Here is a 14,081-nt window from a genome sequence, read left to right on the forward strand (position 1 = left end):
ACGAAAAACCCCGGTTGTTTTGGCAACCGGGGTTTTTATTATAGTCTGATACTTACTTACGCTTTGCGAGCGGCACGTAATCCCGCTCGGGAGCGCCGGTATAGAGCTGGCGCGGACGGCCGATCTTCTGCTGCGGATCTTCGATCATTTCCTTCCACTGTGCGACCCAGCCGACGGTGCGGGCGAGAGCAAAGAGAACCGTGAACATTTCGGTCGGGAAGCCGAGAGCCTTCAGCGTGATGCCGGAGTAGAAGTCGATGTTTGGATAAAGCTTCTTCTCAATGAAGTATTCGTCCGTCAGGGCGATCTTTTCCAGTTCCATTGCAACGTCGAGCAACGGATCGTCCTTGATACCCAATTCGCCCAGAACTTCATGGCAGGTCTTCTGCATGATCTTGGCGCGTGGATCGTAGTTCTTGTAGACGCGGTGACCGAAGCCCATCAGACGGAACGGATCGTTCTTGTCCTTTGCACGGGCGATGAATTCTGGAATGCGGTCCACAGAACCGATTTCAGCCAGCATGTTGAGCGCAGCTTCATTTGCGCCGCCGTGGGCAGGGCCCCAGAGGCAGGCAACGCCGGCAGCGATACATGCAAACGGATTGGCTCCAGAAGAACCGGCAAGGCGCACGGTCGAGGTCGAGGCATTCTGCTCATGATCTGCGTGGAGAATGAAGATGCGGTCCATTGCACGAGCCAGAACCGGATTGACCTTGTAATCCTCGCATGGAACGCCAAAGCACATGTGCAGGAAGTTCGACGCAAAATCGAGGTCGTTCTTCGGGTACATGAACGGCTGCCCGATATGGTACTTGTAGGCCATGGCGGCAAGCGTTGGAACCTTGGCGATCAGACGGATCGACGCGACCATACGCTGATGCGGGTCGGTGATGTCGGTCGAGTCATGATAGAAAGCCGACATTGCACCAACGCAGCCAACCATGACTGCCATGGGATGAGCGTCACGACGGAAGCCCGTAAAGAACTTCGTCATCTGTTCGTGAATCATCGTGTGGCGTGTCACACGGTAGTCGAAGTCAGACTTCTGCGTCGCGGTAGGCAATTCGCCGTAGAGAAGCAGATAGCAGGTTTCCAGAAAATCACCGTGTTCGGCAAGCTGATCGATCGGGTAACCACGATAGAGCAAGGTGCCTTCATCGCCATCGATGTAAGTGATCTTGGATTCGCACGATGCCGTGGACGTGAAACCGGGATCGTACGTGAACATCTGCGAGTTTTTGTAAAGTGGACCGATATCGACGACGTCTGGTCCGACAGTGCCTTGTCGTACAGGCAGGTCGAATGTTTTGCCTTCTAGTGTAAAGCTGGCTGTCCTATCTGACATCGTGTTTCCTTTCATGTCCACTTTGCCGCCCGCACGACGGCAGAATTGTAATCGTCGTTATAATTTGTCTTTTATCTCTTGGAATGGTCCCTGCCCCTATGGGGACCATCAGCGTTTAGCGCATTATCCTAACGATTTTGCCCGTCAAACTATCCCAAACGGTTCGCGATGCAATGCGTAATTTGAACTATTTACGCCGGTTTTGTCACGTCAGCGTGAATGTTCCCACCTTAACCGATTTGATCGCGAATACGTCCGAGAGACTCTTCACGTCCAAGGACGAAAAGCACGTCGAACACACCCGGAGAGGTGGCGCGACCGGTCAGAGATGCACGTAATGGCTGTGCGATCTTGCCCAGTTTCAGGCCGGTTTTTTCTGCGTGAGTCCTTACGACGCCGTCAAGAGATTCAACGGTCCATTCGCCAGCTGCTTCCAGATCCGGGAGTACGGATTTGAGCACGGCCCGGCCTTCGTCGTTCAGGAGAGAAGCTGCCTTTTCGTCAAGATCAAGCGGGCGGGCAGCAAAGATGAATTTCGAACTATCAGCCAGTTCCACCAAAGTTTTGGCGCGGTCCTTCAGGCCCGGCATAGCGGCAAGCAATTGTGTGCTTCGCTTGTCGTCGAGAGCGTCGGCAATTTCCTTGCCACCCTCGATTTCCGGCAGAACAGCGATAAGCGCATCATAAAGCGCCTTATCGTCACTGGCGCGCATATAGACGCCATTGATTGCCTCAAGCTTCTGAAAATCGAAGCGAGCTGCACCCTTGTTGATATCCTTCACATCGAACCATTCGATCATCTGTTCGGTCGACATGATTTCGTCGTCGCCGTGGCTCCAGCCGAGACGTACAAGATAATTGCGCAGAGCAGCAGGCAGATAACCCATCGCACGGTAGGCATCCACACCCAAAGCGCCATGACGCTTGGAGAGTTTTGCACCGTCCGCACCATGAATGAGCGGGATATGCGACATTTGCGGCACGTCCCAACCCATTGCATCATAGATGACTGTCTGCCGCGCAGCATTGGTCAGATGATCGTCGCCGCGTATGATATGGGTCACGCCCATATCGTGATCATCGACAACGACTGCATGCATGTAAGTCGGCGTACCATCGGAACGCAGAATGATGAAATCGTCCAGGTCTTTGTTCGGGAAACGCACATCGCCCTGCACTGCATCCTGCACGAGAGTTTCACCTTCCTGCGGTGCCTTGATCCGGATGACCGGCTTTACGCCTGCAGGCGCTTCTGACGGATCGCGATCACGCCAGCGACCGTCATAGCGCGGCGGACGGCCTTCTTCGCGTGCTTTCTCGCGCATTTCGGCCAGTTCTTCTGGTGTTGCATAGCAATAATATGCCTTGCCGAGAGCGACGAGTTCTTCTGCTACTTCGCGATGGCGAGGTGCGCGCTCGAACTGAGAGATGGCATCGCCGTCCCAGTCCAGACCAAGCCAGGTCAAGCCATCAAGAATGGCAGCCGTCGCGGCGTCGGTGGAACGTTCCCGGTCGGTGTCTTCGATGCGCAGCAGCATCTTGCCACCGCTGTGCTTGGCATAAAGCCAGTTGAACAAGGCAGTGCGCGCACCACCAATGTGCAGATACCCCGTGGGCGAGGGGGCAAAACGGGTAACGACCGGTTTCGACATGATAGCTCCACTATGTCGTGCGCCTTTTTAGAGCAGCGGCAAATGCCGGAGACACAGGCGCGAACTTGAATTCCAATGCCTGCGCGAGAATGCCCGGCAGGTAATCGGGGTTCGTTATGCGAACCCACTCGATTTCGGCTGCGGTTCATGTAGCATAGGCAGCAATGTGCGCAAGGGCCTCGCATCCCTTTCGCGCGAATGTGCCGTCGTTCTTTCGGGGTATTCCGGCGGTTGGGCCAACTTTTGCGGTCAGGCGGGGGCATGACAGGCATCAGGGAAGCGAGCGATATAAACGAACGGGCGCTTGTGAAAAGCATGCCCGACGGCTTCGTGCGCGCTTTGTTGCCAGAGGTCTGGCCTCCAAATGATGTCGAGATTCCGGTAAATCCACTGCCGGTCAAGCCTCCTGCGCCGAGCTTGCGTGAACGACTTCTGTCTATACCGTCGGTCACAGCGCGACAGTTCAATGCTGCGGTCGAAACTGAAGCGGGACGCGGTGTATTTTTTCTTCTGCTGCCGGTTTTTGCCGGTGTTGGCGCAATCATCTATTTCACGCTCTCATTCGAACCGGCATGGTTACCGCTTTTGTCCATGCTCGGTATCGCCACTATCTTGCGAATTGCGACGCGCAAGCAATTCGCCGCTGCCCAAGGCGTGACATTGGCAATCGCTCTGCTGGCGGGGTTTGTGGTCGGCAAATGGGAAACGGAACGTCGTGCCACGCCGATGCTGGGCTCTGACGTGGCAACACGTGTAACGGGTCGGGTTGTCGCTCTTGAATATCAGGACAATGGCAGCTGGCGGATAACACTTGATGTGCTCCAGACAGAGCGTCCAAAACTCCGTTTTCCACCGAAACGCATTCGTGTCAATGCGCGGGACATACCGGCGTCAACGAGCATTGGCGGCGGACTGGCAGGTTTCGTGCGATTGCGTATTCCGTCGGGTCCGGTTCGCCCGGGTAACTACGATTTCTCGTTTCATGCCTATTTCAATGGTATCGGTGCCAATGGTTTCTTTCTCGGAACACCCAAAGTGGCGACGGTTTCTCAGCCAGACGAACTGACTGCGGAAATCTCCCAGTGGATCGCCATGTTGCGCGTGCGGGTGTCTGAACGAATCGAGGAAGTGATCGGTGGCGAGGACGGCAGTGTTGCTTCGGCGCTTGTGGCAGGTACGCGTGCAGGGATCAGCGAGCGGACAAATGAAGACCTGCGCAAGGCGGGGCTCGCACATATTCTGTCGATCTCGGGCTTGCATATGGCGCTTGCCGCTGGCGTTATCATGCTGACGTTGCGATCTGTCTTCGCGCTATTTCCGGCTTTCAGTGTGCGGCATCCCGTGAAGAAATATGCGGCCTTTCTCTCCCTGTTGAGCTGTACCTTCTATCTTGCCATGTCAGGTGCGGATGTCGCTGCACAACGAAGCTATGTGATGATTGCAGTGATGCTCGGAGCTTTGCTGGTAGACCGAGCGGCCATCAGCATGCGCAATCTGGCGATTGCGGCCATCGCTATGATTGCAATTTCGCCGCATGAGATACTGGGACCGAGTTTTCAAATGTCTTTTTCGGCTACGGCTGCGTTGATTGCCGGTTATGCCTGGTGGAGCGAGCGCAACGCGATCAGGCAGGTTGGCACGGAAGAACGTGGGAAGACCGCCTATAGCTTCGCTGGAAAAGTCCTGAAGCCGATCACTGCGGCGGCGGCTACTTCGCTCATCGCCGGATTGGCAAGCGGGATTTTTGCAGCTTATCACTTCAACAATACAGCGCCGTTTGGTCTGGTAGGAAATGTCCTCGCTGAGCCTGTAATAGCTCTTCTCGTGATGCCGTTTGCCGTCTTTGGTCTTGTACTGATGCCATTGCAACTGGACTGGGTACCTTTGCAGATAATGGGCTGGGGTATTTTTGCAGTCAGGCACATTGCTGCCTTTGTTGCAAAGTGGTCACCAGATGGCAATCCTGGAGCCATGCCCGCACTCACTATCGTTCTCTGGGCCATTGCGCTCGTTCTGGTTATTGTTCTGTCGACCAGATTGAAGGCGCTGGCGCTGCCCTTCATCGTTCTGGGGTTTGCCGTTTTCGTCAGGGAGCCTTTTCCTGACATCGTGATCTCGGAAGATGCCAAACTGGTGGGTGTTCGGCTCGCAGACGGGAAGTTCGCAGTCAATCGAAGCCGACAGTCACAGTTCACAATCGACAATTGGAAAACCGCTTATCTGGTGGAAGAGTTCATCGCGCCGCCATCCGGCAAAAACAAAAAGCGAACTGATGGGGACGGGTTCGAATGCGAAGATGGACTTTGCACGATCAGTCTGCGTGATGGTCGTACACTAGCCTACACCGCAGATGTCGCGATGCTGGAAATAGCCTGCAACATCGGCGATGTGGTTATTCTCGCCGTTTCCGGCAAAGATCCGGCGTGCGGACGTTCCACTATCCTGAGTATCAGCAAACAGGAACTGGCGCTAAAGGGAGCCGTCGAGATCAGGCTCGGAGAAAGGCCAGATAAAAATCGATCTCTCAAGGCTATATCGGGCGACACCTACGACGTCGCAAAGCCCGAGATGAGCCAGCAAACATCTGAATTGCAGCCGGAGGACCGAATTACCTATGCAATTGATGCGCCAAGTCGTCCTTGGCATTTGCACCGCATCCATTCGCGTCCAGCACGTGGCTTGTCCGAGCGCGAGTACAAACCAAAATCCCACTCCGCTCAAAATGCCGGAGTTTGTTCATCAGGTGTTAGCGATGAACCAACGCGCTGCAACTAAATAAAGAATGGTTCCACGTTTCTGTTCTTAACTGGAACCGCCCCATTGTTTGAACTCGGAGCTTATCTCCAAAGCCGGCTACACTACGATCTAGTAGCGGCGGATCAGGCCCACAAGCTTGCCCTGCACACGAACGCGATCCGGGCCAAATATTCTGGTTTCGTATGCCGGGTTTGCGGCTTCCAAAGCGATGGATGCACCCTTGCGGCGAAAGCGCTTCAAAGTCGCTTCCTCGTCATCGACAAGTGCCACCACGATTTCGCCAGGGTTTGCGGAATCACCGCGTTTAATGATGACGGTGTCACCATCAAAAATGCCGGCGTCGATCATTGAATCACCTCTGACCTCAAGCGCGTAATGCTCGCCCGCACCGATCATTTCGGGCGGAAGGCTGAGGGAGTGTGTTTGATTCTGGATTGCTGAAATCGGTACACCCGCAGCAATTCGCCCCATGACCGGTACGGATACAGTTCCAGACGTGTCGTCATTGGTAGCCACGGGAGCGGGGCGTGCCGGTGGCGGAGGTGTTTTGCCCAAGCTGCCTTCGATAACGCTGGGAGCGAACTTCTTTTGTGCGTTGAGGCCCGGAGCGATGGAATCCGGCAGACGTAACACCTCAAGCGCACGCGCCCTGTTCGGCAGACGGCGAATAAATCCACGCTCCTCAAGGGCGGTGATCAGACGATGGATACCCGATTTTGAAGCCAGATCGAGCGCTTCCTTCATTTCATCGAAAGACGGGGGAATGCCCGTTTCTTTTAGACGTTCATGAATGAACAGCAGAAGCTCGTGCTGTTTACGGGTTAACATGCGCGACACCCTCCCGGCCAAGAATCGAGAAAAACAAAACCAGAACGAACACTATATGTTCCAGTCTTGTTCTGCAATGGTTTTAAAACCATTAACGCTCAGGGTGAGATTGAACGGAATATTTCAGGGCAAGACCATCACGGGCACGGCATGTCAGATGCTGCTTCGAATAACATATATTTTATTATGACTTAGGTCTGTTTTCTCAAGCTTTAGTGAGGGCGAGAATTGCGCTCGATCTATAGCATGAGAACGCGACAATCATCGCCAACAGTGGCAGCAGGAGCGTTTTCATCCCTGATGAGAAGCGCTTTTGAACCGACGAGAGCTGAAAGCATGGACGAATCTTGGACCGGAAACGGCTTTGCGGTCAGCGTTCCGTCAGGGTTTGATTCGATTGTGGCCCGGATATAATCGCGGCGGTGGTCATTCGCAGGCAGGTCAGTGCCCAGCTTTGCAGGTCGGATATCGGCATCGAGGTTCGTTCCGGCAAGCTTGGCGACGAGCGGACGGAGAAAAACGAGGCTGCATACCAAGCTCGAAACGGGATTGCCCGGTAGGCCGATGACATGCACGATCTTGCCGTTCACTTCGATGCGCCCATACATCAGGGGCTTGCCGGGCCGCATGGCGATCTTCCAGAAGTCGAGATTGACGCCCTGTTTCTGCAGTGCTCCATGCACAAAATCCCGGTCACCGACGGAAGCGCCACCGATCGTTACCAGAATGTCGATGCCGCTTTGCAGGCTGTCTGCTATTGCCCGTTCGATTTTGGCAGGATCATCCGGAATGATCCCTTTATCATGTGGCGCTCCGCCGGCTCGCCTTACTATCTCGGCGATTCCAACGCTGTTCGATGCAACAATCTGGTCTTTTCCGGGTGTTTCCCCCGGCGGAACCAGCTCATCGCCGGTCGCAATGATTGCTATTTTGGGCTTTTGAAAGACGTCGATTCTCGCATTGCCACTGGCCGCTGCCAGCGACAGGGCCGCAGCATCCAGCGCCCGCCCGCTCGGAATGACGATGTTATCGGGTGAAAAATCGAGGCCTGCGCGGCGTATATGTCGTCCCGGTTCTATGCCTTCGTGAACGGTTAGCCGGTTATCCGAGCGCTCAGTGTGTTCCTGAATAACGATCGTATCCGTGCCTTTGGGCAGTGGCGCGCCGGTGAAAATCCGGACCGCCTGACCAATTCCCGGTTCACCTTCGAAGCGATTGCCCGCTGCCGATTCGCCGATGATGTCGAACTCGACGGGATAAGAGATGTTGTCTGGCGCGATCAGGGCGTAACCGTCCATGGCCGATCCGTCGAACGGCGGCTGCAGAAAATGTGCCAAAACAGGTGTTGCAACCACGCGCCCACCTGCATCTGACAAAGCGACCTGCTCTTTACCGTGCGGTTCTGCGGATTTCAGGATGCGGGCCAGTGCTTCATCGACCGGGAGAAGGGACATGGCGTTTCCTCTCGAACTGAATTGTTGACCCGTCTAGACCACAGAATCTGTCCAGATGAGTTGATCCAGAGCAAAGTCTAGCGGTTTATGCTTTCCAGTCACCTGATTTGCCGCCGCCCTTTTCGGTAACGCGGATACCGCCGATCTCCATATGTTTGTCGACGGCTTTGGCCATGTCATAGATCGTAAGACATGTAACAGAAACGGCGGTGAGGGCTTCCATTTCCACGCCGGTGCGCCCCTTGAGCTTGGCCAGCGCACGAACGCGCAAACCGGGCAATGTCTGATCCGGCTCGATTTCGACGGCTACTTTGGTCAACATCAGTGGATGGCAGAGGGGAATCAGATCGGCGGTCTTTTTAGCCGCCATGATGCCAGCCAGACGCGCAGCGCCAATGACGTCACCCTTAGCGGCGTTGCCTTCCAGAATGAGCGCCAGCGTTTCCAGATTCATTCTGACCGACCCTTCGGCCACAGCCTGTCGTTCAGTCTCGTCCTTGGCACCAACATCCACCATATTGGCAGCGCCGGTCTGGTCGATATGGGTGAGTTTGGACATCATCAGTCAGGCCTTGCCAGTCAGCAGTTCACGGGTAGCCGCTGCAACATCGGCCTGCCGCATGAGGCTCTCTCCGATGAGGAATGTCCCGATTCCAGACTTTTTCAGACGCAGGCAATCTTCGTGTGTGAATATGCCGCTTTCACCGACCAGAACGCGATCGGCTGGCGCCATCTTCGACAGCCGTTCCGAAACGGCCAGATCGACCTCAAATGTACGCAAATTGCGATTGTTGACGCCGAGCAGACGCGACGAAAGCTTTAGTGCGCGTTCCATCTCGGCTTCGTCATGCACCTCGATGAGTGCATCCATGCCAAGCTCGAACGCGGTTTCTTCCAACGCCTTTGCAAGATCATCGTCGACGCTTGCAAGAATGATCAGAATGCAATCTGCGCCCCAGCTGCGGGCTTCGTGTACCTGATAGGTATCGAACAGAAAATCCTTGCGCAGAGCCGGGAGACTGCAAGCGTTGCGAGCTGCCGTCAGAAATTCCGGCGCTCCCTGAAAGGAAGGTGTGTCAGTCAGCACTGAAAGACATGCAGCGCCACCAGCTTCATAGGCTTTTGCAAGTGCAGGCGGATCGAAATCAGGACGGATCAAGCCCTTCGATGGGCTTGCCTTCTTGATTTCAGCAATCAGCGCGAATTCACCGGCGGCGCGTTTTGCCTCCAGCGCTTTGAAAAAGCCACGCGGCGCTTCCTGATCCTGTGCGCGCGCCTTCAAATCAGCGACGGTACGCTCGGCTTTTGCAGCAGCGATTTCTTCGCGCTTGTAAGCCTCGATCTTGCGCAGAATGTCGGTGGACATGACTTAATCCTTTCCGTCAGGCGGCTTTGTCGTTGGAAACGGCAATCACCTTCTGCAAAACATCAAGTGCTGCGCCGCTGTCGATGGATTGTGCCGCGAGTGCGATGCCTTCTTTCAGGTCCTTCGCGTTGCCAGCAATCACAAGCGCCGCGCCTGAATTGAGCAGGACGATGTCTCGATAGGCGTTTTTCTCGCCTTCAAGCACGCCCAGCAGAGCCTTGGCGTTTACCGCAGCCTCGCCACCTTTCAGTTCGGCCGGGTCGCAACGACGCAATCCAACTTCTTCCGGCGTAATTTCAAAGGTACGAATCCGACCGTTTTCGAGGGCGGCAACTTGTGTCGTTCCCGCGGTGGTCATTTCATCGAGGCCGTCGCCATAGACAACCCAGGCCGCTTCGGAACCGAGTTCCTTGAGCACTTCAGCCAGCGGCACAAGCCATTGTGGTGCGAATACCCCCACAAGCTGACGCTTGACACTGGCCGGATTGGAGAGGGGGCCAAGCAGATTGAAGATGGTGCGGGTGCCGAGTTCTACGCGCGAGGGGCCGACATGGCGCATGGCGGAATGGTGCATCGGTGCAAACATGAAGCCGAGGCCAGCTTCTGTGATGCTGCGACCGATGATGCTCGCGTCGGCCTCGATATTGATGCCGAGCGCCGCGAGTGCATCGGCTGCACCAGAGCGGGAGGAGAGGGCGCGGTTGCCATGTTTTGCTACAGGAACGCCAGCTCCAGCAACAACAAACGCCGAGCAGCTGGAGACATTGTATGAACCCGACTGATCGCCACCAGTGCCAACAATATCAATGGCATTGTTGGGAGCGGAAACTCCCAGCATACGCGAGCGCATGGAGGCAACGGCACCGGCGATTTCCGGTACTGTTTCACCGCGTACGCGCAACGCCATCAACAGTCCGCCGATCTGCGACGGCGTTGCCTGTCCTGACATCATGATATCGAAGGCGGCTCGGGAATCCTCAAGCGAAAGCGGTTCGCCTGATGCAGCTTTCGCGATATAGGGTTTTAGATCAGCCATTTTGGATGCCCACCGTCCTTAAAACGCCAGAGCGTTGTTGATGACGGTCTGGTTTATCTTAACAGGATACTGCTTCTGCAATTCGCCGACGAGCTGTTCGAGAACATCATCCGAGAGCGATGTCGCCAGATATTTCTGCTGCTGTTCCGGAATAGCTTCCGGGCCAGCTCCGGCAGGTTCGGTCACTTCAACAACCTTGAACAGAATCTGGGCATCGTCCGAAGGTGCAGCAGCGCTACCGGTGAAACCATTCGCTCCCCGGAAGATCTGCGCCGCCGCTGCGGTTCCGATATCGGCATCGTTGGTCGTGCGGACAATACCACGCTTTGTCTGCTTTTCGACGCCCTGCTCTGTAGCGATTGCGTCGAGTGTCGCGCCGCCGTCGAGGCGTTTCTGCAACTCGTCTACGCGCTGGTTGAGGCGCTTGACTGCTTCTTCGCCCTTCCATGCCGCTGCAACCTTGTCCTTGACTTCGTCGAGCGTACGGTCGCGTGCCGGAGTTACACCGTCAACCTGATACCAGAGATAGCCGATATTGCCCATGGTCAGGGCGTCGTTGTCAAAACCCTGATCGGCCTGGAAGGCAGCAGAAAGCAGCGCTTCGGAGTTTGGCAGCTGCACCGGATTACCAGAAGGATCGTTACCTTCGGCGTCGACGGCTTCCACGATGACGGACTTGAGGCTTAGCTTCTTTGCCACATCAGCCATGGATGCGCCGTCGGAACGGTCCTGCTCATAAGAGTCATGAATGCCGCTGATGCTGCTTGCTGCGATATTGTTGGCAAGCGTGGTGCGAATTTCACCTTCAACTTCGGCTTGTGGTTTCACATGAGCCGGTTCGATCTGCGTCACGCGCAGGATAACCGGACCAAAGCCACCCTTCACCACCGGGCTCACGCCATTCTCTGCCAGTGCAAAAGCTGCATCGGCAACTGCCTGATCAGGAATGGCGGATTTCTCAAACGTGCCAAGCTTCAGGTCGTCTTCTGTTTTGCCCTGTTCCTTGCCGATATCGATGAAGCTCGTTCCAGCGGCAATTTTCTGCTGGGCAGCTTCAGCTGCGGCGTCATCGGCAAAGTTCAACTGCTCGATAGTACGCTTTTCGATCGTGCTGAAGCGGTCCTTGTTCTTTTCGTAATATTCGTTGATTTCGTCCTGCGTGACGGCAGACGGATCTGCAATATCAGTCGGCTCCAGCTTCACATAGGTTATTTTCCGGTACTCCGGTGCCTTATACTCGTCCTTGTGTGCGTCAAAATAGGTCTTGAGCGCATCTTCGGACGGGGCAGGGACAGCATCGGCCTTTTCAGCCTGAATGGTCACATAGTCAACGCTGCGGGTTTCACCTTGATATAGAGCCAGCGCCTTCAACGCTGTATTCGGAAGTTTGATGCCGTCCGTTGCAGCTTCCACGATCTGCTGGCGGCGAGCCACTTTCGCGCGGTTGTCGAGATAATCCTGTGCACGAATGCCAGATTGACGAAGCACTGCATCGAACTGCGCGCGATTGAAGTTGCCGCTTGCGTCATGGAAAGCCGGATCTTCACCGGTCAGTCGAGCAATTCCGTCCTTGGAAAGGCCGAGCTGCATGTTGCGCGCACCTTCATCCAGAACCACACCGGCTGCGAGCTGGGCGAGTACCTGATTTTCGACACCGAGCGTTTTTGCCTGTTCGCGCGTCAGACGCTGGCGAAACTGTTGAGACAAACGCATCATCTGCTGTTCATAGGCGAAACGATAATCAGTGGCGCTCACTTCGGAACCGCCAGCCGTCAAAGCGGCATTGCCTGACAGGCCGCCGCGAAAGACATCGGAGATGCCCCAGATCGCAAAGCTCAGTACAAGCAGGCCAAGCAGAAGTTTGGCGACCCAGGATTGAGCGGCAGAACGCAGGCTGTCGAGCATTGGAAACCCTTCAAGTATAAATCTAAGCTCGGCTTTCATAGATAGAGCCAGTCAGGGGATAACCTCAAGCCAGCCCTATATGCAAGATCTCATTGCATGTAGGCACTCAAGAACATTTGCATTGCGGCACGAATACGCTTAGTCAGTGGCAAATTTTGGCGCTGGTCCGCTTTCAAGAGGTGACCGCGTCTACTGTTTTGAACAGGCGAGGAGAATGAAATGACTCCGGGAATCCGTCCGCTGGTTGCTGGCAACTGGAAGATGAATGGCACGGGAGAGTCCCTGACCGAATTGCGTGCGATTGCTGCCGGCCTGAGCTCCGATCTCGGCCGCAAGCTTGACGCCGTCATTTGTGTACCTGCGACGCTTCTTTCCCGCGCGGCGGAAACGCTCGAAGGCGAGACTGTTGGTCTCGGCGGTCAGGATGCTCACCATAAAGTGTCTGGCGCGCATACAGGCGATGTCTCTGCAGAAATGCTTAAGGAAGCGGGCGCTACGCATGTCATAATCGGTCATTCCGAACGCCGGACCGACCATCATGAAAGCAATGACACTGTTCGCGCCAAGACCGAGGCCGCATGGGCTGCCGGATTGATTGCAATCGTTTGCGTCGGCGAAACTGCCGATGAGCGCAAGGCGGAGCGTACTCTGGATGTAATCGGCAAGCAGCTTGCTGGCTCTTTGCCGGATGGCGTCAATGCCGCGAATACGATCATTGCTTACGAACCGGTTTGGGCAATCGGTACAGGGTTGACGCCAACAGTGCAGGACGTGCGTGCCGCTCATGCTTTCATGCGTGAGCAGCTAATTGAACGTTTCGGCACGAAAGGCGCACATCTTCGGCTGCTCTATGGCGGTTCGGTCAAGCCTTCAAACGCATTGGAATTGCTCGGCGTCGCGGATGTTGATGGTGCGCTTGTTGGTGGTGCGAGCTTGAAGGCGAACGATTTTCTCGCCATATGCGAAACCTATCGTAATTTGTAACCGGCACATCACGTCTGTCTATCTTGGTCTCGGGGCTTGGATTATCGGACAATAGCGTGTAAAGAGCCGCTCTAGTTTTAGGGATATAAAGACCGTAACCCATGCAGACCGTAATCATTGTCATTCATTTGTTGATCGTGCTGGCGCTTGTCGGCGTTGTGCTTATCCAGCGTTCTGAAGGCGGTGGCCTTGGCATTGGCGGCGGTTCGGGGTTCATGACGGCTCGCGGCGCAGCCAACGCACTGACCCGCACGACAGCCATTCTCGCGATCGGTTTCTTCGCGACCTCGCTTATTCTCGGCATCATGGCACGCTACGGCGAAAAGCCGACCGACATTCTCAACCGTATCCCGGCGGCAACCGGCAGTCAGTCAGCTCCGGCAGGCGGCAATGGCGGCGGTATCCTCAATCAGCTGGGTGGCGAGTCTTCGCGTCCTGACGCCAATCAGACTGCACCTGCAGCTCCAGGTGCTACAGCGCCGGCAACACAGCCCGACGCTACCCAGCCGCAGGCTCCGGTTGTTCCGGAAACCCCGGCCAACCCGGTTCCTAGCTCGCAGTAAAAGGCCGAGCAAAGTGAACAGAATGCGAAACCGGCCCTTGTGGCCGGTTTTCTTTTTGTTAATCATGAGACTGCAAAGTGTTGCAGCTAGGCAATACGCTGCCGCGAATCGCATTGCAGAACGATGGCAGCGAATTGAGAACCGGATCGCTTTGCAGTAAGGAAAGCGAAAGTCTGGTCGCAATTAATGCG

At 55.4% G+C, this 14,081-nt stretch carries 11 protein-coding genes; 3 read left to right on the forward strand and 8 right to left on the reverse strand.

Going from position 1 to position 14,081, the window contains the following annotated elements; translation table 11 throughout:
* Positions 1 to 52 precede the first annotated feature (52 nt).
* Together gltA and gltX are read right to left on the reverse strand one after the other, a co-directional pair.
* Positions 53 to 1,345: a citrate synthase gene (gene gltA, locus OANT_RS10595; RefSeq protein WP_010659989.1), complete on the reverse strand. Its 1,293-nt coding sequence runs from the start codon at positions 1,343 to 1,345 to the stop codon at positions 53 to 55.
* Positions 1,346 to 1,575: 230 nt separating this feature from the next.
* Entirely contained in the window at positions 1,576 to 2,997 is a 1,422-nt protein-coding gene (gene gltX / locus OANT_RS10600; protein WP_012091960.1) for a glutamate--tRNA ligase, read from the reverse strand.
* Positions 2,998 to 3,258: 261 nt separating this feature from the next.
* Here gltX and OANT_RS10605 point away from each other — a divergent pair, with 261 nt between their 5' ends.
* Complete coding sequence (locus OANT_RS10605; RefSeq protein ID WP_040129258.1) at positions 3,259 to 5,772, forward strand: ComEC/Rec2 family competence protein; 2,514 nt, start codon at positions 3,259 to 3,261, stop codon at positions 5,770 to 5,772.
* A 90-nt stretch (positions 5,773 to 5,862) separates the two neighbouring features.
* Here OANT_RS10605 and lexA read toward each other — a convergent pair whose 3' ends face one another.
* The 6 genes from lexA to OANT_RS10640 form a co-directional block, all read right to left on the reverse strand.
* Positions 5,863 to 6,582, reverse strand: coding sequence for a transcriptional repressor LexA (gene lexA, locus OANT_RS10610; protein WP_010659992.1), 720 nt, complete (start codon positions 6,580 to 6,582; stop codon positions 5,863 to 5,865).
* 239 nt (positions 6,583 to 6,821) lie between these two features.
* A complete protein-coding gene (locus tag OANT_RS10620) occupies positions 6,822 to 8,036 on the reverse strand; it encodes a molybdopterin molybdotransferase MoeA (protein WP_012091962.1) in 1,215 nt (404 codons plus the stop codon).
* 85 nt (positions 8,037 to 8,121) lie between these two features.
* On the reverse strand, positions 8,122 to 8,598 hold the full coding sequence (gene moaC, locus OANT_RS10625; protein WP_012091963.1) for a cyclic pyranopterin monophosphate synthase MoaC: 477 nt from the start codon (positions 8,596 to 8,598) through the stop codon (positions 8,122 to 8,124).
* Positions 8,599 to 8,601: 3 nt separating this feature from the next.
* The gene (trpC, locus tag OANT_RS10630) at positions 8,602 to 9,402 is read right to left on the reverse strand and encodes an indole-3-glycerol phosphate synthase TrpC (RefSeq protein WP_012091964.1); all 801 of its coding nucleotides are present in this window, start codon (positions 9,400 to 9,402) and stop codon (positions 8,602 to 8,604) included.
* Positions 9,403 to 9,418: 16 nt separating this feature from the next.
* The gene (gene trpD / locus OANT_RS10635; protein ID WP_012091965.1) at positions 9,419 to 10,438 is read right to left on the reverse strand and encodes an anthranilate phosphoribosyltransferase; all 1,020 of its coding nucleotides are present in this window, start codon (positions 10,436 to 10,438) and stop codon (positions 9,419 to 9,421) included.
* Between the two features lie 18 nt (positions 10,439 to 10,456).
* The gene (locus tag OANT_RS10640; protein WP_012091966.1) at positions 10,457 to 12,343 is read right to left on the reverse strand and encodes a peptidyl-prolyl cis-trans isomerase; all 1,887 of its coding nucleotides are present in this window, start codon (positions 12,341 to 12,343) and stop codon (positions 10,457 to 10,459) included.
* Positions 12,344 to 12,562: 219 nt separating this feature from the next.
* Here OANT_RS10640 and tpiA point away from each other — a divergent pair, with 219 nt between their 5' ends.
* A complete protein-coding gene (gene tpiA / locus OANT_RS10645) occupies positions 12,563 to 13,327 on the forward strand; it encodes a triose-phosphate isomerase (protein ID WP_012091967.1) in 765 nt (254 codons plus the stop codon).
* Between the two features lie 101 nt (positions 13,328 to 13,428).
* Entirely contained in the window at positions 13,429 to 13,890 is a 462-nt protein-coding gene (gene secG, locus OANT_RS10650) for a preprotein translocase subunit SecG (RefSeq protein WP_010659999.1), read from the forward strand.
* The last annotated feature ends 191 nt before the right edge of the window (positions 13,891 to 14,081 follow it).

The organism is Brucella anthropi ATCC 49188, assembly GCF_000017405.1.
Lineage (GTDB): Bacteria > Pseudomonadota > Alphaproteobacteria > Rhizobiales > Rhizobiaceae > Brucella > Brucella anthropi.